Annotated in this window: 15 protein-coding genes and 1 pseudogene; 8 read left to right on the top strand and 8 right to left on the bottom strand. The window is 35.6% G+C overall.

The features are described from left to right. Both VB248_RS12205 and VB248_RS12200 read right to left on the bottom strand, forming a co-directional pair. Window positions 1–1831: pseudogene (locus tag VB248_RS12205) on the bottom strand (hypothetical protein); the annotation flags it as partial. 128 nt (window positions 1832–1959) lie between these two features. Further along, entirely contained in the window at window positions 1960–3006 is a 1047-nt protein-coding gene (locus VB248_RS12200; protein WP_323297063.1) for a hypothetical protein, read from the bottom strand. A 244-nt stretch (window positions 3007–3250) separates the two neighbouring features. On the opposite strand from VB248_RS12200, the gene VB248_RS12195 reads away from it, so the two are divergent. From VB248_RS12195 to VB248_RS12185, 3 genes are all read left to right on the top strand, one after another. After that, window positions 3251–4078, top strand: coding sequence for a helix-turn-helix transcriptional regulator (locus VB248_RS12195; protein WP_323297062.1), 828 nt, complete (start codon window positions 3251–3253; stop codon window positions 4076–4078). Window positions 4079–4406: 328 nt separating this feature from the next. Then, complete coding sequence (locus VB248_RS12190) at window positions 4407–4856, top strand: nuclear transport factor 2 family protein (protein WP_323297061.1); 450 nt, start codon at window positions 4407–4409, stop codon at window positions 4854–4856. Window positions 4857–5176: 320 nt separating this feature from the next. After that, a complete protein-coding gene (locus VB248_RS12185) occupies window positions 5177–5833 on the top strand; it encodes a response regulator transcription factor (protein ID WP_323297060.1) in 657 nt (218 codons plus the stop codon). On the opposite strand, the gene VB248_RS12180 is transcribed toward VB248_RS12185, so the two are convergent. The 4 genes from VB248_RS12180 to VB248_RS12165 all read right to left on the bottom strand — a co-directional run bounded on the left by VB248_RS12180 (window position 5820) and on the right by VB248_RS12165 (window position 13203). Then, window positions 5820–7619, bottom strand: a complete 1800-nt coding sequence (locus tag VB248_RS12180) for a tetratricopeptide repeat-containing sensor histidine kinase (protein ID WP_323297059.1) — start codon at window positions 7617–7619, stop codon at window positions 5820–5822. The genes VB248_RS12185 and VB248_RS12180 overlap by 14 nt on opposite strands. Window positions 7620–7876: 257 nt before the next feature. Then, window positions 7877–10195 carry a glycoside hydrolase family 65 protein gene (locus VB248_RS12175; protein WP_323297058.1) on the bottom strand — a complete coding sequence of 773 codons (2319 nt, stop codon included), beginning with the start codon at window positions 10193–10195 and terminating at the stop codon, window positions 7877–7879. Between the two features lie 282 nt (window positions 10196–10477). Further along, window positions 10478–11125, bottom strand: a complete 648-nt coding sequence (pgmB, locus tag VB248_RS12170; RefSeq protein WP_323297057.1) for a beta-phosphoglucomutase — start codon at window positions 11123–11125, stop codon at window positions 10478–10480. Between the two features lie 179 nt (window positions 11126–11304). Further along, window positions 11305–13203, bottom strand: coding sequence for a glycoside hydrolase family 13 protein (locus VB248_RS12165; protein WP_323297056.1), 1899 nt, complete (start codon window positions 13201–13203; stop codon window positions 11305–11307). 351 nt (window positions 13204–13554) lie between these two features. On the opposite strand from VB248_RS12165, the gene VB248_RS12160 reads away from it, so the two are divergent. The 3 genes from VB248_RS12160 to VB248_RS12150 all read left to right on the top strand — a co-directional run bounded on the left by VB248_RS12160 (window position 13555) and on the right by VB248_RS12150 (window position 17600). Next, on the top strand, window positions 13555–15357 hold the full coding sequence (locus tag VB248_RS12160; protein WP_323297055.1) for an alpha-amylase family glycosyl hydrolase: 1803 nt from the start codon (window positions 13555–13557) through the stop codon (window positions 15355–15357). A gap of 106 nt (window positions 15358–15463) precedes the next feature. Continuing rightward, on the top strand, window positions 15464–16717 hold the full coding sequence (locus VB248_RS12155) for an MFS transporter (protein WP_323297054.1): 1254 nt from the start codon (window positions 15464–15466) through the stop codon (window positions 16715–16717). A 7-nt stretch (window positions 16718–16724) separates the two neighbouring features. Further along, window positions 16725–17600 carry an N-acetylmuramoyl-L-alanine amidase-like domain-containing protein gene (locus VB248_RS12150; protein ID WP_323297053.1) on the top strand — a complete coding sequence of 292 codons (876 nt, stop codon included), beginning with the start codon at window positions 16725–16727 and terminating at the stop codon, window positions 17598–17600. A 73-nt stretch (window positions 17601–17673) separates the two neighbouring features. Here the strand turns inward: VB248_RS12150 and VB248_RS12145 are convergent, their stop codons facing one another. Next, window positions 17674–19050: an aldehyde dehydrogenase family protein gene (locus VB248_RS12145; protein WP_323297052.1), complete on the bottom strand. Its 1377-nt coding sequence runs from the start codon at window positions 19048–19050 to the stop codon at window positions 17674–17676. Window positions 19051–19364: 314 nt separating this feature from the next. On the opposite strand from VB248_RS12145, the gene VB248_RS12140 reads away from it, so the two are divergent. Together VB248_RS12140 and mog are read left to right on the top strand one after the other, a co-directional pair. Continuing rightward, the gene (locus tag VB248_RS12140) at window positions 19365–19943 is read left to right on the top strand and encodes a TetR/AcrR family transcriptional regulator (RefSeq protein WP_323297051.1); all 579 of its coding nucleotides are present in this window, start codon (window positions 19365–19367) and stop codon (window positions 19941–19943) included. A gap of 347 nt (window positions 19944–20290) precedes the next feature. Further along, entirely contained in the window at window positions 20291–20821 is a 531-nt protein-coding gene (gene mog, locus VB248_RS12135; protein ID WP_323297050.1) for a molybdopterin adenylyltransferase, read from the top strand. A gap of 1 nt (window position 20822) precedes the next feature. Here the strand turns inward: mog and VB248_RS12130 are convergent, their stop codons facing one another. Then, window positions 20823–21806: a helix-turn-helix domain-containing protein gene (locus VB248_RS12130; RefSeq protein ID WP_323297049.1), complete on the bottom strand. Its 984-nt coding sequence runs from the start codon at window positions 21804–21806 to the stop codon at window positions 20823–20825. Window positions 21807–21931 lie beyond the last annotated feature (125 nt).

Genomic DNA, 21931 nt, shown 5'->3' with positions numbered 1-21931 from the left:
CTGTTACCGAACTTCCTGTTAAATTACCTGTCCAACTTACGGTACCTGCACAACCTGTCGCTGTTAGAACTGAACTCGTTCCTAAGCAAACTGAACTATTATTACTTTTCGCAACTGGTGTTACTGGTTTTGGAGCAACTGTAATTGTCACTGTTGTACTGGAGTCACTTTTACAACCATTTACTGTACAAAGAGCTTTATAAGTACTCGTTTTGCTTGGCGTAACTGTTACCGAACTTCCTGTTAAATTACCTGTCCAACTTACGGTACCTGCACAACCTGTCGCTGTTAGAACTGAACTCGTTCCTAAGCAAACTGAACTATTATTACTTTTCGCAACTGGTGTTGCTGGTTTTGGAGTAACTGTGATTGTTACTGTTGTACTGGAGTCACTTTTACAACCATTGACTGTACAAAGGGCTTTGTAGGTAGTGGTTTTTATTGGTGTTACCGTTACTGAACTCCCTGTTAAATTACCTGTCCAACTTACGGTACCTGCACAACCTGTCGCTGAAAGAACTGAACTCGTTCCTAAACAAACAGAGCTATTATTACTTTTCGCAACTGGTGTTACTGGTTTTGGAGTAACTGTGATTGTCACCGCCGTACTTGAATCACTTTTACAGCCATTTACCGTGCAAAGTGCTTTATAAGTACTGGTTTTTGTTGGCGTAACTGTTACAGAACTCCCAGTTAAATTGCCTGTCCACAAAATTGTTCCTCCAGAACAACCGCTGGCATTCAAAACAGTACTTGTACCTGCACAAATAGTCTGTGATTGACTCGTGATAATAGGCTTTGTTACAAAGTATAAAGCAATGTTTTTGGCTTCACTTGTACGAATTGGATTGGTACTCAATATTTTTATTTTGTAATTGCCTGATGCTACATTCGCAGGTAAATTAGCTGTAATTGTTCCATTTACTCTACTGATAATACTGCCTATATTTTTGGCATTGGTAAAATCCCCATTTGCATCTGAAAGAAGTAAATTAAATACATTACCTGTTACAAAAGCCCCCTCCAGTATATACGGTACTTGAAAAGTACTGACATTACAAAAAGTGCTTGCTAATGTTCCTATTTGTACTTTTTCTGAGAAAACTTCTATTTCCTTGATGCCTACTGAACTCCATTTACCATTATTATCTTTAGCTCTTAATAGTAATAAATGCTTGCCAGTTGTTAAGTTAGAAGGAACATCAACAGGAAAATTGTTTTTATCAAAACTGAAACTACTGTTACTTGCAAGGGGTATGTCGGTAGCGTTTCCAAAGCCGGGGTCATTATCAATAAAATATTCAACCTTAACAATAGGCGCTATACCCGTAGTACTACTACTCAAAAATGCACTTACAGTAGTTGCACTCCAACGATTAAGGTTATCCTTGAATCTTACAGAAAGTGTATGTATCCCTTCACTCAAGTTTGTAGGCAAAGTAATTGTTTGAGTATTTTGTGAAATAGCAAAAACAGTAGCATTTCCAACACCAGGATCTTGGTCGATAAAGTATTCTGCTGAAACAATATTTGAAGCCGTTGGTGGACTTTGTTTTAGAAAAACTTGTGTGGCAGTAGCACTCCAGCCATTTATGTTTTTGGCTCTAAAACCAAGCAAATGCACTCCATCTGAAATTGATGCAGGAAAAGAAGGAAGTGAAATACCATTTTGTGTGACTGAAGTACTGGAGGTAAATACAAGTGCTGTAGCATTACCAATGCCAGGGTCTTGGTCAATAAAGTATTCTATTTTTTGAATATTTTGAGCCTTTACTGAAAAAATAAAGACATAAAAAACCAGAAAAAAAGAGAGAAGTAAACGAGTTTTCATCGTATTGGATGTTTCGGTAAGAATTTCAAGAAGCACTCAAAGGAATACTAATTGTATTAAAGAGTAAGGTTTGGTCAATTTCTTTACCATTCCATTACTCTTTAACCCATACACACAAAATTCTATAATTAATTACTTGAGCGAATTGTAAAGCTAACATTGAGGGGTGTAACGCCATTAACACTGAAGCTCGTAATAACTGGCGTATTAGGCACACCTGATGGAATGTAGGGACTTGTGCTTGCGTAAGCTCCAATAGGCGTTGAGCCAACTCCGACAGTACGTGCTGGTGATGTAGCACTTAACTGTACATTTGTTTCTAAAAAAGCTGTCCACGGGTCGGCTACTGTAAATATTGAGGTAGCATTGGCACTATTCACATTACCTGAACCACTTGGCAAACCTCCAACAGTACTACATAAATTGTTGGCTATTTGAGCAGTTGCATCAGTGCCTACCACAGTAAAGCCCGTTGTAGCACCTCGGGCATCAATGATGTTGTTTGTAAAATTGCATCCACCTGATGCTCTCAGTACCGATGACTTTGTATAAAAAGTATTATAACTAATCGTTGATTCAGCAATACCTGTTAAAAAAGCACCATCTCCACTAAAAATATTATTGATAATAATATGACCTGATGACTTGTTTGGACCAACCCAAGTAGCCCAGTTTTTCAAATTTACAGGTCCTGTAAACAAATTTTGACTCAGTATCGTACCACTAATATCATCGTTTGAAGTAATACCAAAACTTGTAGGATCAACGTAAATTTGACCAATTTTACATCTTTGAATTTTAATTTTACTATCCAATATATTTACAATAGAAGTAATTTCAAGTCCCATTATTACACTTCCTGAGCTACCTTTTGCCAAGGTCAAGTAATTTATTTTGGGGGTTCTTTTATCAAAAAAAGTATTGGTGTTACTTGCTAAATTATAGCCAATTCCTATAATAGTTAATTTTTTCCCAATTACTATTGCATCATAATTGGCACTATTACTGGGTTCTAATTGTATAATATCACCATCAACAGCTGCTGCGTAAGCAGCATCAAAAGTAGCATAAACGTTTACTCCTGAAACACCAGAAGTAGGATTTACACGACGAATAGTTTGTGAAAAAACTAAGGACGTGCATAGTAAAGCAGAGATAAGTAAAAAGTATTTCATGGCTCTAAAAGATTTAGTTAAACTCTTTTTTTGTTAGGTACAAAGGTTTATCTTTAAAGCACAATAGTAAATACTGGAAATCAGGTATTTCACCTCATGGTAAACCATGATTTCGTACATACAGTCTGAAGAAATTAAGCTTCTGAAGGTTTCTTTATGGTATAAATATTACATTAGAGGGATTTTTATTATAACATTAATCCGCTGAATAGTACGATGTTTACCCAAATCAAGTCCTATAATTATGATATTTTATAAGAAGATTAATCCTCCATGCCATCTCCAACCATTTATTGAATGTTTCTACATTTGGGAGATGCAATTAGACTCAAAAGAGCCTGTTATAGTGGAATCTCCTCCCAGCTGTTATGCGTCAGTTGTCTTCAATTATAAAACTGTTTACCAAGTATCATCTGCTAATAAGAATTTCCAGTCTATACCCAAATCCTTTATTACTGGACAAGCATCAAAAAACTATATCTTAAAAATTGACCAGTCGATTGGTCTAATTGGTATTGTATTTCGTCCTGCGGCACTTGCTACGATTTTTGGTTTGGAAATGTATGAATTTACTGACGAACGCTTTGATTTGAGAGCTGTCATGGGAAAAGAAATAGATACCTTACAGCAACAAATCGAAGATGCCTTCAGTCATGAAGAAAGAATAGGATTTCTGGTAAACTTCCTTAATCAAAAACTACTTAAATATGATTGTACTCCCAACAGAACAGACTACGCAGCTAATTTAATTATAGAGAAAAAAGGGATTATTAATATCAATATGCTAATGGACGAACTGTATGTATCCAAGCGACAGTTTGAACGTCAATTTTTGAGTAAAGTAGGTGTCAGTCCTAAATACTATGCTCGAATGCGTAGAGTTGGGTACTTGTGTAATCTATTGGCTACTCAAAAATGGAACATTAACGATTGGCAAGATTTAGTCTTCCAAATGGGCTATTACGACCAAGCTCATTTTATTAGAGATTTTACTTCATTTACGGGTAAAACGCCTTCGGTGTATCTCAAAAAGAATGTTGAGTTAGCTAAATATCTATCCGAAATCAGTTGAATGTCGTTTTTTTACAATTTTAAATAAAACTTCTTTTAGAACTTTGTTTCATTAGCAAAACAGCTATCACTTGTGAAATCTATCATCCTGAAAGATTTTGTGACTGTTGTATGAAGTGGGGTAAACCGACCCACTGTACAAAAACGTTTTCGTGTAAGCAACAAATTTGAACGTATAGCTGGTTTGGTTATGCTTGCATACCATCGGAAAGTAATTGTATTTTACATCAATAAACCAGTATTCTATTGTAGCCAATCTTAGGTGGCACAAGTAACTAATCTAACAAAATATTAATTAAATCATTTTTAAAACTTAAACCCAAAATATCATGGAAAGTACTACGGTAAAAGAAAGTTTCAAGGTTTTGACAAGAAAAGGAACTTGTATTGAGTTTTTTTCTGCTTATCAGGAACACGATTATGCAAGGATGCTTACACTTTTTTCACCTGATGCAGATGTTGAATTTGGGCCATTAGGTGAAGGTGGAAAAGGAAAAGCAAAGGAATTAGGTAAAAATATTTGGGCAACTTTGATGGACTGTTTCCCAGACATAGACAATACAATAGATACATTTGAAGTTGACGACGAGAATATTATTTGTAAAGTGAATATCTTTGGTACACAGGCTAAGGATTTTGCAGGAATTCTTTCAAAAGGCTTAAAATTTGAAAATGACCATATCTTTATTTTTAAATTTGACAATGACGACAATATTTCAAGTCTCCACATTGACTGGAATCATGAAAGTTTCTGTAAACAATTGGGAGTTGAGTTATAACGATATTGGCTGATGCTGGCTATATGAACAACATGGTTTAGTAGGAATTTAACAGCTTATTAAGCCATGATATATTTCCATACTTCACTAAAAAGTATTATTGGTACAATTATATATTACAAGCTATTAGGGAAAATTTAAAAATACTTTATCTTTGACACAAGTTTATTCCCTTCGTAAAAGCCAATATTTTTTAATCCATTAATAGATTCACAGTCGAAAATCTAACACCCTATTTTCACTGTGAAGTATCGTTATCTGTAAGTATAAAATTATATAAAATTAATAGTTATTTCCTATCATTTCATACCCAAAAACCCATGAGAGCAATTAAACTCATTTTGATTGATAACCATAAAATTTTCGTTGAGAGCTTGGAACTTGTTTTAAGCTCAAACCCTAATTTTGAAATTATAAATACATTTTATAGTGGGAAGGATGCTCTACATTTCTTAGAAAATGGCGATGAGGTAGATTTAATCATTTCTGACTTACAAATGGCTTCTGTATCAGGGGTTGATTTAACGATTCAAGTCAAAAAGCAATATCCTCAAATCAAAGTAATTTTACTTACAATGATTGAAGATATTCATACTATTAAGTACGCCTTGCAAATAGGCGTCGATGGATATGTATTAAAGTCAGCAGACAAACAAACCCTTGAACGAGCCATTACTGCTGTTATCGAGGGCGAGCATTTTTTTTCCGAAGAGGTTCTAAAGGCTCTAATTGATTATGAAAAAAAACACCTCTGTAATCATCAATACTTACCTTCGCAGTTGACAAAAAGAGAAATTGAAGTACTTCAATTAATTAGTGACGAACACACAACTCAATCAATAGCTGATAAACTTTTCATCAGTATTCCTACTGTTGAAACACACAGAAGAAACTTAATGCAAAAACTCAATGTCAAAAATGTTATTGGTATGGTAAAATATGCGTTTAAGCACGGTATAGCGTCTATTTCTCATTAATGCTTATAATGATTTCATGAATCATCCCTTTTCCTTGTTCATCTGATTTCAGTGTCCAATTTCCGTTCATGCTATCAATCCTTGATTTAATATTCTGAAAACCTATGCCGTTACTTTCATTATTTTGTAGTCCTATACCATTATCCGCCACAATCATTTTCAATTGTTGCTTTGTCATAAAAAAATCAATGGAAGCTTCAGTAGCTTGAGAGTGTTTAATAATGTTATTAATCAACTCAAGACAAACATTATACAGTTCAAATTCAATTTTGGGATTTAGCCTTTCAAAGTTTTGATGAAAATCAAGCTTAAAATGAATACTGGTTTTACCCTCAATTTTTTGAAGGAATTTCGCCAAACTTACTTGCAACGATTGTTTTTCAAAGTCTGGCGGCAACATATTATGAGATATAGAACGTACTTCGTTATAGGCATTGTTTACCATTTCATGCAACTGACTGTAAATCTTTTTCTCGGTTGGTAAAAGTTTTTGTATGTCTATTGCCTGCAAAGTCCACCTAAGAGCCGATAAAGTACTTCCTAAATTATCATGCAAATCAGCTGCGACTCTCCTTCTTTCAATGTGTTGTCCTTTAACGGTTGCATTTCTAATGGCTTCATTCTGTTTTCTTAAAATTCTGTTATTCCAAAAAATAGCAATGACCAAAACAGCCAATAATGCCATCACTACTAATAAAATTTGTAAATTCTTGTTCTGTTGCTCTATCGTTAATAAATCAATCTCTTCCTTCTGCTTTTTGGTATCATATTGTAGCTGTAATTTCGTAATTTCAGCTTTCATTTCGGCTCTGTTTAAGCTATCTTCAATAGTGTTGTGAATCTCGTAGTAAGCAAGAGCTTTTTGAAAGTTTCTTACAGATTTATAGTGTTGGTAAAACCTTAGACTAATGGAAGAGGTTTTTTCAGGTGAATTTAAAGCTTGTACAAAAGGCTCAGATTTTTGTAAATATTCCAAAGCTTTTTGATGATTATTTTTTGAAGAATAATATGAAGCTATTTCAGAAAACAAATAAGCTTGCTCAAGTATCCCATTGATTCTTTTCGATAAATAAACAGCCAATTTTTCATACTTTTTACCTTGAATTGGTTGATCAGTTTTGAAATAAGAGACACACAAATTAATGCTATTGACGCAGCGATGTCCAATCAAATCTTCAATTTGATTATTACTACTGTTTTGGAGATAAATCTTTTCCAGTTTAATAAAAATGGGCAAAGCGATGTCGAACTTATTCATCGTCATATATAAATTCCCGATGTTAGCCCAATTATTTGCATAATCGTTTAGAGACTTTCCTACTTTGATAGATTTTTGGTGATAATCAAGGGCCTTAGTGTAATTCTCAGTTTCGGTATAAGCAATACCTAAAGCCATAAAAGTATCTGTCAAACCTTCTTTGTTATGAGTACTCTCAAAAATACTTGCGGCTCTTAGAAGAAATTGAATAGCAGTATCAAAATGTCCAATTTCTCTTTCTCGAACGCCAGCAGATAACCAATAATGAGCTGCTCCATTTTTCCAATTGTATTTTACCACTAATTTTCTGGCTTCATTAATATACTTCAAAGAACTATCTGAACTTTCATCGACATAACTTCTTGCAAGCTTTGTTAATTCAATAATTAAGGTAGTATCTCTTCCGTAAGAAGAAGGTGTTTTTTTTAGTTTATCAACTTGTTTCTGATATATTTCAATGATGTTATCTTGCGAAAAAAGGTAAGGACTAAAAAAAATCAAAAAGCAAAGAGTGTATAAATGTTTCATCGTTAAATAGTTATTTTTAATTGAGACTCGCAAAGCTTAATTTTGACACACCACTTGACTTCAACTTCTAAAAATTACTATCTAAAATACAGAAAAACTTCATTTTTCAGGTCAAATTGAGTTTTTTTGAGTAAAAAATTATCTAACGGTAAATTTGTTTTTATTGAATCGAAAATTCACTTTTCAAATGGATACAAAACAAAAAAAGCCCTAAAAGATTTCTCCTTTAGGGCTTTTGCTCATTTAAAAATCAATTACTATTTATTCTTGTGTGCGATTGTTACAGACGAAGCTTCTTTTAAACTTACTTCTTCGTTGTGGACGAATAAAGTAATGTCTGCTCCTGCTAAATTTTCAATCGTTACTTCTTGTGCTGAGGTTTTAATGTTCAACAAATTGCCTCTGAAACGAATTTTGAATGAGAATGATGTCCAGTTTTCTGGCACAAAAGGTGCTAAAAACACATGTCCATTTCTTACTCGCATTCCACCGAAACCTTTTACAATCGACATCCAAGTTCCTGCCATTGAGGTAATGTGACAGCCGTCTTCGGTATCGTTATTATAATCGTCCAAATCCAAACGGGCTGAACGTTGATAAAACTCATAAGAACGAGCTTTATCGCCCAATTTTGCCGCAATGATTGAATGTACACATGGACTCAATGATGATTCATGAACTGTCATTGGTTCATAGAAATCATAATTTCGCTTGATGGTTTCTTCATCAAAATCGTCTTCAAAGAAGTAAATTCCTTGTAAAACGTCTGCTTGTTTGATAAAGCATGAACGCAAGATTCTATCCCATGACCATTTTTGGTTGATAGGTCTTTGGCTACTGGCTAAATCTTTTACTTGAATTAATTCTTTGTCTAAGAATCCATCTTGTTGCAAGAAAATACCCAATTCTTTGTCTTCGCCCAAGTACATATTACCGATAATATGACTGAATTTTGCAAACTCATCTGTTTCATTCAGATTGGTAATACTTGCCAACTCGCTGTATCGTTCTGGACTCGAAGCTTTAATTTTTTCGCTTACTTCAATTACGTATTTCAAACACCAAACCGCAAAATAACTGGTGTACCAGTTGTTATTTACGTTGTTTTCGTACTCGTTTGGTCCTGTAACGCCCAACATTACATATTGCTTTTTAGCCTCAGACCAGTTGACACGCTGAGCCCAGAAACGAGCAATTCCTAACAATACTTCAAAACCATATTCAGCTAAATAGGTTTCGTCGCCTGTGTAATTTACATAATCATAAATAGCATAAGCTATAGCACCATTTCTGTGGATTTCTTCAAAAGTAATTTCCCATTCGTTATGACACTCCTCGCCGTTCATCGTTACCATCGGATACAAGGCTGCACCTTTATCGAAGCCCAATTTTTGTGCGTTCTCAATGGCTTTTCCTAATTGTTTCCATCTGTAAACCAACAAATTACGAGCTACTTGCTGGTCGGCGGTAGCCAAGTAGAATGGAATACAATATGCCTCTGTGTCCCAATAAGTTGAACCTCCGTATTTCTCACCCGTAAAACCTTTTGGACCAATGTTCAAGCGTGCGTCTTCACCTGTATAAGTTTGGTTCATCTGGAAAATATTGAAACGAATACCTTGCTGTGCAGCAACGTCGCCTTCAATTACGATGTCGTTCATTTCCCATTTTGCAGCCCATTTCTCGGCTTGTTCGGCTACCATTGTATCAAAACCTTTGGCTTCGATTCTGGCTAAATAGGCTTTTGCATTGCTTAGTAAATCACTGATGGCATGGTTTTCAGAAGAAAGATTACAAGCGTATTTTACTAAAACGATTTCTTCGTTGGTTTTTCCTGCTAATGTAACTTGGCTGGCTACATATTTTTCTGCTTTAAGCGGAAGACTTTGGAAATCAACAGCTTGTCCATTTTGAAAAATTTGGAACTTCTGTCCAGTTACAACATGGAAACCTGTTTTCTTGGTTACCATTTGCACGTAACCTTCGGCAAAAGCTGTCTCTTTGTGTACTTCGTCCCAGAATTTTTCATCGTAGTTGGCATCTTTGTTCTTGATGTCGCCGTCGATAAAGGGTGTAAGTACAATTTTCGCATCGAAGTTCAAAGGGGTGATTGAATAACGAATTACACCCGATTCGTCGTCAACGATAGAGTTTAAACGTTTTGAATTTACTCTTACTTGTTTACCTGATGCCAATGTAGCTACAAAAGAACGCTCTAAATAGCCTTCTTTCATATTCAATACACGAATAAAGTCTGATACCTCAGCTTTATTCAAATCCAATATTTCGTCTTCGATTTCTACTTTTATTCCAATCCAGTTGGCGGCATTCAATACTTTTGCAAAGTATTCTGGATAACCATTTTTCCACCAACCTACACGAGTTTTATCGGGATAATACACACCTGCCACATAGTTTCCTTGAAGTGTTTTGCCTGTAAAGGTCTCTTCAAAGTTTCCCCTCTGCCCCATTCGTCCATTGCCTAATGAACATACAGATTCCGTAATTTCGTTGAACTCACGGTTGAACCCTTCTTCGATGATACACCATTCATCGTGTTTAAGATAGTTTTTCATATGCGGTCGTAAACGCTAAGTTTGTTTATAAAAGAAAGAAACCTTTCTTTTTATCATTTTTTTAAGTAAAAAAATAGCTGATTGTCAGCAAATTTCTTTTTTTATGAATAAATGGTTAATGGTAAATTAAAGAACAATTCTCGATTAAACTTCTAAAATTATCATAAAAGGTTTAAATCATTAGAAAAGTACAATTTAAAATGTTTTTCTTTAATTAGCCTGCGAATTTAGAAGATAAAACTAAAATCAATTTGCTGTGCTAATCTGTCTTTTGAGGATTGATTAAAAATTTAATCTCTCAATCGTCATTTCTTCAAAAGTGCTGATGACAAAATCTGCTTCTGTCAATACTTCTGCCGAACCTACTCCGATGGCTTTCATTCCACCAGCTTTTGCGGCTTGAATACCCGCTACGGCATCTTCAAAAACAACACATTCGCTTGGTAAAGAATGTGTTGCCTCTGCTCCCATCAAAAATACTTGTGGGTCGGGCTTGCCTTTGGTGATATTGTTACCGTCGATGATGGCATCGAAATAATCCAACATCTGAATTTTTTCTAAAATCAATTTTGAATTTTTACTTGCCGAACCTAAAGCAATTTTAATTCCATTTGCACGAAGGGCATCCAAGAAAGCGGGTACTCCAGGCAGTACTTCGTTGGGTGTCATTTGTAAAACTAAATCCAAATACCATTGATTTTTTTTCGTTGCCCAGTCCAATTTTTCGGCTTCGCTTAGGCTTACTCCTCCCCATTGCAAAATCAATTCAAGCGATTCCATTCTGCTGATGCCTTTCAATTGTTCATTTTGATGTTCGGTGAAATCAAAACCTAATTCATTGGCAAGTCTTCGCCATGCTTGAAAGTGATAAACTGCCGTATCGACAATTACGCCGTCGAGGTCAAAAAGGCAGGCTTTTACAGTTGTCATAATAAAATTTGGTTAAATGTGTTCTTTGAGCTATGAGCTAACATCTGTCAGCCTTGAGCTTCGAGCCTTGAGCTAACAGCTTTGAGATTTGAGTCCTAAATTCTAAATCTTAAATCTTGAGTCCTAAGTCTTGTATCTTGTATCTTGTATCTTGTATCTTCAGTCTTAAGTCTTAATTCTTACTTCAATTCAATCACTTGTGCTGAGTATGGACTTACTTTTATTTCTTTTAAATCTGAAAGAATTTTTCCTGAAAGAATTTCTTTTCCAGAACTTGCTCCTTTTATAATTTCTGCAAAACGAGCGGTATTGAGTGTTTTTTCTTCTTTGTTTTGGCTCAAAATTACCATTACGGTTTGTTGTGCATCTTGTCTAAAATACACATACATGCCGTCGATTGGTAAAAATTGCGTAAGTTTTCCTGTTTGTAAAGCCGAAGAATTTTTACGGAAAGTAGCTAAAGTTTTCACAAAGTTATACGCTTCATTCTCTTTTTCGGTTCTTCCTTGTGCTAAAAACTTATTTTCTTTGTCATCAGCCCAGCCGCCCGGAAAGTCTTGGCGTACTTCTGCATCTGATGGATTCTTGAAATTTTTCATCAAAACTTCTGTTCCATAATACAAATGCGGCGTTCCACGAGTAGTCAATAAAAAGGTTAATCCGATTTTGTACTTGTTGAAATCTTCGCCTACAACCGAGTAATAACGGTCTTGGTCGTGGTTATCAACGAAAGTCATGTTCAAATCTGGATTTTGGTAAATCGCATCCGACGCTAAAGCTGAATAAAGTGGGTTGAAACCATTTCCCCAGTTACTGTTGTAACCCAAAGTAGCGTTGATGGCATGGTACAAAACAAAATCGTTTGGCGAAGGCAAATTACTTTTGAACGGAACATTCAAATTATTTTTTGTAAAATAGGCTTGGCTGATGATATTTTGCACAGAGTTTTCGCCCGTGATAAACATATTTGGGTACTCTTCATCCAAAGCTGCATTACAGCGATTCATAAAAGCCAAATCGTTGTATTGATACGTATCAACTCTCCAGCCGTCGATGCCAAAATACTCTACCGTCCATAAAGCATGTTGAATCAAATACTTTTCTACAAAAATATTTTTATGGTTCAAATCAGGCAAGAAAGGCACAAACCAACCATTTTGTTGTACTTTGAAATCTGACTGATTGCCGTGTACAATATCCACAACTGGTTCGTCACGGTATGAAGTATTGGTATAAGTATCCCACTGATTCAACCAATCTTTTGAAGGCATATCTTTCAAAATCCAGTGATTGATTCCCACGTGATTGTACACCGCATCTTGAATTATTTTGATGCCTTTTTTGTGTGCCTCTGTTACCAATTTCAAATAGGCTTCGTTACCGCCCAAACGTCTGTCAACATTGTATTGGTCTGTAAAACCATAGCCATGATAAGCCGACCGCATAGAACCACCTTCATTAGTTTGTGGTTGGTCGTTTTCTACTACTGGATTCAACCAAAGTGTAGTAACGCCCAAATCGTTGAAGTAATCAAGGTGTTGTGTGATTCCCTGTAAGTCGCCACCATGACGCAAGAATGGATTTTTTCTGTCAGATTCTTTGTCTGCCATATCTGCAAACTTATCATTACTTGGGTCTCCGTTGGCAAAACGGTCTGGCAAAATCAAATAGATAAAGTCTTTTGAGTTTACAACTTGTGGCTTTTTATCACGGTTTCTCAATTCATACTCCTGAGAAATTTTCACTACTTGGTCGATTAGCCTTTTCCCTTTTTTTACTTGTACAGTTTTTGTCAATTCAATCGGAAATTTTCCTGCTTGAGCCTCTTTTGAAATCGTCAAATCCAAAAATAAATAATTGGGATTTTCTACGGTATTTACTTTTTCAAGACTCACACCCGGATAACTAATTTTTACCTCCGAGCCTTTAATATTTTTTCCATACACCAATAATTGAAGTGCTGGGTTTTTCATACCCACCCACCAGTTGGTTGGATTGATACGCTGAATACTTGGGCTTTGGGCAAAGAGTGCCGAAACCAAGCAGCAAAGTGTGATTGAGAGGATTGTTTTTTTCATTTTTTTGTTTGAAATGGTTAATCTATATTATAAAAAAGAGTAAAAAATAGGGCTTTTTTAAGGTTAATTTTCAGCTAAATCCGACTTCTCTACAATTTTTTATCGCAATTTTTCAAATAAATTCAAGAATTTCCTAATAATAAAATCTTAAATTGTGACAAAATTTATTCAAAGGTAAAACATTGCTGAAAGAGTTAAATCTGTGCTAAACTGTCCTAATCCCCAAATTTTATTCTAAAAATGTCTCAAAATACCAAAAAACTCACAACTTTATTAGGCAGCTTATTTATCATTTTTTCGATAAATGCTCAAACGACACAATCTAAGCAAAAGCCTCTTTACCCTCCCAGAATGGCAAAAACCCAAAATTATAGTAAATTGAAATACCAAGACAAAATCCCTTACAAAATTAAACCCAGTGTAAAAGACCAGATGAAGACTACAAGAAACGACAAATTAGTAATTTTACAAATGATGTTTCACTTATGGGGAAACAAAAACAGTACTAATAAGTTTAATGGTTCGGCCGCCGAAAATGGCGTAACTAAATTTTCGGATATTAATGACTTGGCTTTACAGAAGCTCAAAGATTACGGCTACTCGCATCTATACATGACTGGTCTGATTGAACACGCTACGATGGAAGACCTTACTAAATATGGTATTCCGAAAGACCATCCTGATGTGGTAAAAGGACGTTGTGGTTCGCCATTTGCCATTAAAGATTACTACGATGTCAATCCTTTTTTTGCAGAAAAACCAAAAAAAAGAATGCAAGAATTTGCGGCAATGGTGGACAGAATCCATAAAAATGATTTGAAATTAATCATGGATTTTGTGCCTAACCACGTAGCCAGAGTATATCATTCTGACATGAAACCAGAGGGAGTAAAAGACTTTGGAGAAACCGACGACAATACGAAATCATTCGACCCCAACAATAATTTTTATTACTTACCCAATACTACATTTCAAATTCCTGCGGGCGTAAATTCACCTGTGAAAGCTGATGCACCATACTTGGAAAGTCCTGCGAAAGTTTCTGGGAATGACGTTTTTTCTTCACATCCAACGATTGACGATTGGTTTGAAACCGTAAAATTGAATTATGGTGTAGATATTCAGAATGGCAGAAAAAAACATTTCGACCCTATTCCGAATACTTGGTTGAAAATGGTAGAAATTCTGAAATATTGGGCTTCAAAAGGTACAGACGGTTTCCGCTGTGACATGGCAGAAATGGTTCCTTACGAGTTCTGGCAATATGCTATTGCGGAAGTGAAAAAGGACTATCCAGACTTAATCTTCATCGCTGAAATTTATAATCCGAACGAGTACCACAATTATATCAAAATTGGTGGTTTTGATTACCTCTACGATAAAGTTGGTTTATACGACGGGCTTCGTCATTTAGTAGAAAACAGACACGATGCCAGCGTAGAAAGTATCACAAGAGTATGGCAACAAGAATCTGGCAATATTTCAGAACACATGTTGAGATTTTTGGAAAACCACGATGAACATCGCATCAATACGCCTGTGTTCTCGAAAGGTTATCCATTCACGGCAGTTCCTGCAATGGTCGTAACGGCAACTTTGCATACAGGGCCAATGATGATTTATTTCGGACAAGAATTAGGCGAATCAGCTTCTGAACCAGAAGGATTCAATACCGCCGATGACCGTACTTCTATGTTTGATTTCTGGGGCGTAAAATCGCATCAAAATTGGATGAACAATGGCAAATTTGATGGAAAACTATTGACAGAAGAACAGAAAAAACTCAGAAAATTCTATGGAGATTTAATCAAATTCGTCAATTCGTCTGATGCTGTAAAATTTGGTTCATTCTTTGATTTGCAGTACATCCAAAACGGAAATTACGACAGAAAAAAAGTATATAGTTACTTACGTTTTACAGACAAACAAAAACTATTAATCATCTGTAATTTCGACCATTTCCAATCAAAAAGTTTTGATGTAGTAATACCAGAAGGAGCTTGGAATGCGATGAAAATCAATCCACAAAAAGACTTTACTTTGAAGGGCAAATTCAATCAAAAAGAAGTAACGAATTATGTTCCGAATCAGGCAATTTCGGTAAATGTAGCACCTAACTCTGTGCTTATTTATGAAATTTCTCAGAAAAAATAGTATATATTCTGAATTTTAATTAATTTCAGACAAGTAAAATTACATCATTAACCATTTTATGACAAAAGAAAACAAACCCCGCCTGAGCCTCGGACAGATAATAAACATGAGTGTTGGCTTCATGGGTATTCAGTTTGGTTTTGCTTTACAAAACGCAAACACCAGTCGTATTTTCTCAACTTTAGGGGCAAACGCCGACGAAATTCCAATCCTTTGGGTAGCAGCTCCACTTACAGGATTATTAGTGCAGCCAGTAATTGGTTATTTAAGTGACCGTACTTGGCATCCTACTTGGGGGCGTAGAAGACCTTTCTTTTTTGCTGGTGCGATTTTAGCAACCATTGCCCTAATTGCCATGCCACAATCCTCAATGCTTTGGATGGCAGGGGCAATTCTTTGGATGATGGACGCCTCTATCAACGTGTCGATGGAACCTTTCAGGGCCTTTGTAGGCGATATGTTGCCAAAAGAGCAAAGAACTACGGGTTTCTCGGTACAAACTTTTTTCATTGGTGTTGGGGCAATGATTGCCTCTGGTTTGCCTTCAGTACTTGATTATTTTGGCATACAAAATACAGCCCCAGCCGGCATTGTACCCGATACCGTAAGGTACTCCTTTTACATTGGTGCTTTTGCCTATTTTACTTGTATTTTATGGACGGTTCTCAATACCAAAGAGTACCCACCAGAAGATATGGAAGAATTTGAACGTGAAAGAGAAGAAATGAATTTCATGCACGGCGTAAAAGAAACAGTAAGCGGTCTTTTTGAAATGCCTAAAGTAATGAAACAATTGGCAGTTGTGCAGTTTTTCTCGTGGTTTTCGCTTTTCTGTATGTGGATTTTTACAACAAATGCCGTAACCAAAAATATTTTTGGCACAACCGATACAAGCTCTGAGATTTATAATCAAGGAGCGAACTTTGTAGGTATTTGTTTCTTGGTTTACAATGGTGTTTCTATGATTTTTGCCTTGTTTCTTCCTACTTTGGCAGGCAAATTTGGCAGAAAACTTACACACTTAATTTGCTTAACTGCGGGTGGTTTAGGACTTATTTCTATTATGTTCGTAAGTTCAAAATACGCCCTCATTCCTTCATTTGTAGGTATTGGTTTGGCTTGGTCGAGTATTTTGGCAATGCCTTATGCTATGCTTTCGGGTAGTTTGCCTGCTAACAAAATGGGTTATTACATGGGAGTTTTCAATTTCTTTATCGTAATTCCTCAGGTAATTGCCAGCTTAGGTTTGCAGAAATTCATGGAAATTATGCAATTAGAACCAATACATATCGTTACTTTGGGTGGTGTATTAATGATAGTCGGCGGACTGCTGACGCTCAGAGTTGACGATAACGATTAAATTATTCATGGAAAAAAACAAACTTATTAAATTACTTTCAAACCTTGCAAGTGCCACAAAACCTTGCAAGGTTTTTCTATTTTCATCGCTAATTGTATGTGGAAGTAGTTTTCAACAGCCTTTGAATGATGAAGAAATTTATGAAAAGAAAATCCAAAATGCACAAGGAAAATCATTGGGAGAATATACTTTAAATATTGCCAAAAGCTTCCTAAATCGTCCCTACAAGGCTTATACTTTAGAAACGGGCAGTGATGAAAAACTTACGGTAAATCTTAAAGAATTTGACTGTTCTACTTTTGTTGAAACTTGTGTGGCAATGGGACTTACCTACAATAAAAATGATATTTCTTTTAATAAATTTAAAAATTATATCAAAAAGCTTCGCTACTACAACGGACACGTAAAAGGCTATGATTCAAGAATCCATTATTTTTCAGACTGGATTTATGTACACAATCAAGATGGACTTTTGGAGGATATTACACAAAACTTAGGGGGTATTCCCTACACCAAAAATATTAATTTTCTAAGTACGCATTGGAATACCAATCCACACGCTGACGACAGTGCTTTACAAGAAAAAATTAGAACTGTCGAAGAAAAAATTAGTCAACAGAAATTTTATTTTATTCCAAAAGCAAAAATCAGAAGTATTGAAGATAAAATAATGAATGGTGATGTAATTGGTATTACGACCAACATCGACGGCTTGGACATCACGCATGAAGGTTTTGCTATTCGTTTACAAGACAAAAGATTGTATCTGCTTCACGCTTCTTCGGAATTTAAAAGAGTAATGGTTTCAGAAAGACCTTTGGCTGAATATATGTCGCCCAAGAAAAACCAAACGGGCATTATGGTTGCAAGATTTAAGCTTTAAACAAATAAGGGTTAGCCAGATACTTTGGCTAACCCCTATTTGTAATTTTGAAAGCAAATATTCATTCAAAATGTTACTTATACCAGTAATCATTTTTTGTATTTTCCTGAGAAATCAAAATTGACTTTTGCTTCAAAAATTTTCGTATCGAAATGTCGCCTAACCTTGAATCAGTAATGGTGGACATAAAATTCGGTGCGAGTTCACGCCCGTTAAATACATTAGAAAGTAAAACATCGTTGATGGCTACACCATTACAATTCAATTTCTTTGCCAGATTTAAGGCTGAATTTTCATTCGTCGAGAAAACTGCCCCAGCGTACTTTGTTTTTACGCTATTGGCAAAAGAGATAGCATCGTTTTCTGTCAAAAACGAGCGAACTGGTAATATTGGTCCGAAGTTTTTTTCCTGCATAATTTTCATATCCATCGAAACATTCGTCAGAATCGTAGGTCGGCAATACAATCCTCCTTTTTGTAAAATACATTTTGAAGAACCAGCCACAATGACTGCACCTTTTTCGATAGCATCCGCCAATTGTTCGTTGATAATCAAAGCGTGTTCTTCAGAAATAATTGGTCCAATTGCTCCATGACTGGCGTTTTGAATCGCCAAAGTAAGTAAATTGGTTTTACCCACTAATCTGGAAAGAAACTGTGAATGAATATTTCTATGAACAAAAACTCTTTCGATACCTTCAAAGGTTTGCCCTGCATTAAAAACACCACCCCAAAGTATCGCAGAAGAAGCTCTTTCAAGATTGGCATCTTCTAACACAATGCCCGCTCCTTTTCCTTCATACTCTACGAAAGCAGGTATAAAATTTTCGGCTGCCAAAGCATATATTTTTCTGGCACTTAGTTCAGTGCCTTTGAAGCAAATCAAGTCTGTAAGTTTGCAAAGACTATTGCCTGTTTCCTCCGCTCCTTCAACAAAATGGAGTACAGGAGCAAGTGCAGCAACTTGCGAGAGTGTCTTTTCGATGACTTTGATAAAACGAGGCGTTTTTTCAGAAGGCTTCACAATGACACTACTTCCAGCCAATAAAGCAGGAATCGTATCTATCAAGGCAAAAACCAAAGGAAAATGCCAAGTACTGATTACGCCCACAGAAACGAAAGCTTCAATTTGATATTCAAAATGATGATTTTGAAACTCTCGTCGAGCAAGCTCACAAGAACTATCAATCAATTTAAAAACAAAGTCTATTTCAGCAATAGTTTCCAGTTTTCGCCCAGTGTCCAAGGTCAAAACCTCTGTCAACTCAGCCCTGTTTTCTTCTAATATATTTTTCCATTTTTGTAAAACATGAATTCGATGGTCGATACCAGCCGAGAGCCACTTAGGCTGTGCCGAACGCATTGAAGCCACCTTTCGTTTTAATACATCAAAAGAATATGGTGAAATTTCATAATCGTATAGTCCTGTCCTTGGGTTGCGTACTTTCATTGATTAAAGAGCTTATCGGAAGAATAAGCTGAATTTTTTGTTGAGTTTTTCTTAATTCAGAGATGTTTCAAAAGAGTATTTTCAGAGAAAATACTCTTTTAATGCTACTTATGCAAAGAAGGATACGACAAAGATACTTATTTAGTATAAAGATTTTAACATTATGGAATGTTATTAGTAAATCCTAACATCGAAAAATAGCAAAAAAATTATAGAATTATCCAATTATTGACAATTATATTCTATATTTAAAGCCAAATTTTCAATAGCCTTAACACACAAACTAAAAGAATCAATTTCCTTCCACTATTTATATGACTAATGCTAAAGATTTCGACAAACGAGAAGCTATTTTGCAAGCTATGTTAGAGCTAATTTCAAAACATGGTTTTCACAGTTCACCGATGTCGGAGGTTGCCAAAAAAGCCAATGTTGCCGCCGGAACAATTTACCACTATTTCAAAAGTAAAGATGAACTAATATGTGCTTTGTATGTTCATAAACGAGAAACTACTTTGCAACATATTTTCAAAAATGACGACCCCTCAAAGCCTTTCAAAGACCGCTTCCGTCATTTTTATTTACAGACCATCAACTACTTTACTACCAACCCCAAAGAATTTTACTTTTTCGAGCAATTTATGAATTCGCCTTATTACGGCATGCTCAAAAAAGAAGAAATTACTCGCCTCGAACAACCCATATACGATTTTCTCAGAAAAGCGGTTTTCACTCAAGTACTCAGAGATGTGCCACCAAAAATTTTGATTGCGATGGTAGTCGGAAGTGCCAATGCTTTGATAAAACTTCGTTTGTCGGGTGAGTTTATGATGACTTCTTCCGATTTAGAATTGGCATTTTTTACTTGTTGGGACGGTATCAAAAGAGTATAATCCTTTCGGCTTTATTTGTGTTTGCGATTAAAAATTTTGAACGCAACATACAGCCCGCCTAACAAGAGTACAAAAAATCCTAATGAAAAAAGCTTTTCAGCTCCTGCCGATAATTGTGATTGAAATAAAATCATAATGTTGGAGTGAATGGTTTTATGGTTGAGTTTTCTAAAACTGAATTTTGCAAATTAACTTATCAAAGCTAAAACCACAAAGAAATAGGTTTTATATTTGGATAATTTTTAGCGTATCAAAAGCTATACAATGCGATTGCAGTGAAGTTATATTCTTGCAAATAACTGATAATTAGAAACTTGCAACACCAATCAATTTTATTTGTCAAACTTATGTCAAAACCAATTAAAATCGGAGTTATTAATATTTCAGACAGAGCCAGTGCAGGAATTTACGAAGATATTCCGGGCAAAGCCGTAGTTGAGACCCTCAAAGAGTACTTAATTTCTACTTTTGAAACCGTATATCGAGTAATTCCCGACGAACAAGAGCTGATTTCTGAAACTTTAATCAACATGGCAGATACCGAAAATTGCTGTTTGATTGTAACAACTGGCGGTACTGGCCCAAGTAAAAGAGATGTTACACCCGAAGCTACCGAGGCAGTTTGTGAAAAAATGATGCCCGGATTCGGCGAATTGATGCGAATGGAAAGCTTGAAATATGTGCCTACGGCTATACTTTCCAGACAAACTGCTGGAATCCGTGGTACATCTTTGATTATCAATCTTCCGGGCAAACCCAAAGCTATTCGGCAATGCTTGGATGCTGTTTTTCCTGCTGTTCCTTATTGTATCGACTTATTAGAAGGCCCTTACTTGGTTTGTAACCAAGAAGTAATGAAAGAATTCAGACCGAAATAATTTATTTCAACTGATTCAGTTCAAGGCTTAATTCTTCTATCAACGATTTTGCTCTTTCTAATGAAAGGCGAGGTTCGGGCATTTCTTTGCTGATAAAGGCTTGTACTTCCCAAATTTCAGCAACTGATTTGAGTGAAATTTCAAAACTCGGAATCGAAGGGTCATCTGAACTTAGTAATAAAGTACCTTTTACTTTGATTTGATTATAGACTCTTCGATATATCACACCTTGTTGTGGCGTAATCAACACGTAAAATTTCCCGTCTAAAATATTTGCCCAATGTTCTACATAACTGCCTATCACGATTGAATTGGGCATCGGAAAGTCGCTTCCCATCTCAAATGCCCTACTTTTATCAGAATTGATAAAAGGCAAAGTAAAAGTTGAAAGGCTTTTGATATACTCCGACTTTTGATAATTAGCTAAATAATCCTTCGTTAAAGCTCGCTTTACATAAGGAATTCGGTTATCTGTATTTTTAGGGTAGCTATCTCCCCCATTTTTTATACTTGTATTGCTTGAAATACTGGTTCTTTCGGTATAAGGCTGAAAGCTTGGTTCTGGCTCAGGCACAAGTACTCTTGGCTGAATTTCTCTTTGTGGAATTCTGGGAAGAGGCTCTTCTTGAAAAAAATCTTTTACAATTTGTGCTATCGGCTGTGGTTCATTACTTTGAGCAAACACTTCATTCACAGGTGGCTGTGGAGCTGGAATTTTAACTTGTTCCATAATCCCCGTTGTACTCTGCCCGAGTGTAATACCGGGCGTTTCACGAATTTTTCTAATGTCAGTTTTAATTAATGAATCTACCGATGTACCGAATACTTGTGCAATCACCTTTAGGTTTTCTAAATTAGGATTCGCTCGGGCTTCTTCATAAGCTCCTAATAATGAACGCTTAATGCCAATTCTACGAGAAAATTGCTCTTGAGTAAGACCATTCAAACGACGAAGATATTTGATATTATTACTGACGATAGACATGGTTTTATTTGATGAAAAGCTATTGTTTTAGGCAAGATAGCCTCTTTCTTTTACTTAAAACAAAGCTCTTTTTGTGATGAATTGCTTTGAAAATATTTCTTTAACGCTTGAATACACAATCAATT

Origin of the sequence: Arcicella rigui, assembly GCF_034929435.1 — a bacterium.
GTDB classification, from domain to species: Bacteria; Bacteroidota; Bacteroidia; order Cytophagales; family Spirosomataceae; genus Arcicella; species Arcicella rigui.
This window is presented reverse-complemented; position numbering and strand designations above follow the sequence as displayed.

Excerpts from the sequence above, each read along its gene's own strand:
- mog (WP_323297050.1), top strand. The coding sequence starts at position 20,291 with ATGTCAAAACCAATTAAAATCGGAGTTATTAATATTTCAGACAGAGCC.
- VB248_RS12150 (WP_323297053.1), top strand. The coding sequence starts at position 16,725 with ATGGAAAAAAACAAACTTATTAAATTACTTTCAAACCTTGCAAGTGCC.
- VB248_RS12200 (WP_323297063.1), bottom strand. The coding sequence starts at position 3,006 with ATGAAATACTTTTTACTTATCTCTGCTTTACTATGCACGTCCTTAGTT.
- VB248_RS12175 (WP_323297058.1), bottom strand. The coding sequence starts at position 10,195 with ATGAAAAACTATCTTAAACACGATGAATGGTGTATCATCGAAGAAGGG.
- VB248_RS12160 (WP_323297055.1), top strand. The coding sequence starts at position 13,555 with ATGGCAAAAACCCAAAATTATAGTAAATTGAAATACCAAGACAAAATC.
- VB248_RS12190 (WP_323297061.1), top strand. The coding sequence starts at position 4,407 with ATGGAAAGTACTACGGTAAAAGAAAGTTTCAAGGTTTTGACAAGAAAA.
- VB248_RS12145 (WP_323297052.1), bottom strand. The coding sequence starts at position 19,050 with ATGAAAGTACGCAACCCAAGGACAGGACTATACGATTATGAAATTTCA.
- pgmB (WP_323297057.1), bottom strand. The coding sequence starts at position 11,125 with ATGACAACTGTAAAAGCCTGCCTTTTTGACCTCGACGGCGTAATTGTC.
- VB248_RS12155 (WP_323297054.1), top strand. The coding sequence starts at position 15,464 with ATGAGTGTTGGCTTCATGGGTATTCAGTTTGGTTTTGCTTTACAAAAC.
- VB248_RS12195 (WP_323297062.1), top strand. The coding sequence starts at position 3,251 with ATGATATTTTATAAGAAGATTAATCCTCCATGCCATCTCCAACCATTT.
- VB248_RS12180 (WP_323297059.1), bottom strand. The coding sequence starts at position 7,619 with ATGAAACATTTATACACTCTTTGCTTTTTGATTTTTTTTAGTCCTTAC.
- VB248_RS12130 (WP_323297049.1), bottom strand. The coding sequence starts at position 21,806 with ATGTCTATCGTCAGTAATAATATCAAATATCTTCGTCGTTTGAATGGT.
- VB248_RS12185 (WP_323297060.1), top strand. The coding sequence starts at position 5,177 with ATGAGAGCAATTAAACTCATTTTGATTGATAACCATAAAATTTTCGTT.
- VB248_RS12140 (WP_323297051.1), top strand. The coding sequence starts at position 19,365 with ATGACTAATGCTAAAGATTTCGACAAACGAGAAGCTATTTTGCAAGCT.
- VB248_RS12165 (WP_323297056.1), bottom strand. The coding sequence starts at position 13,203 with ATGAAAAAAACAATCCTCTCAATCACACTTTGCTGCTTGGTTTCGGCA.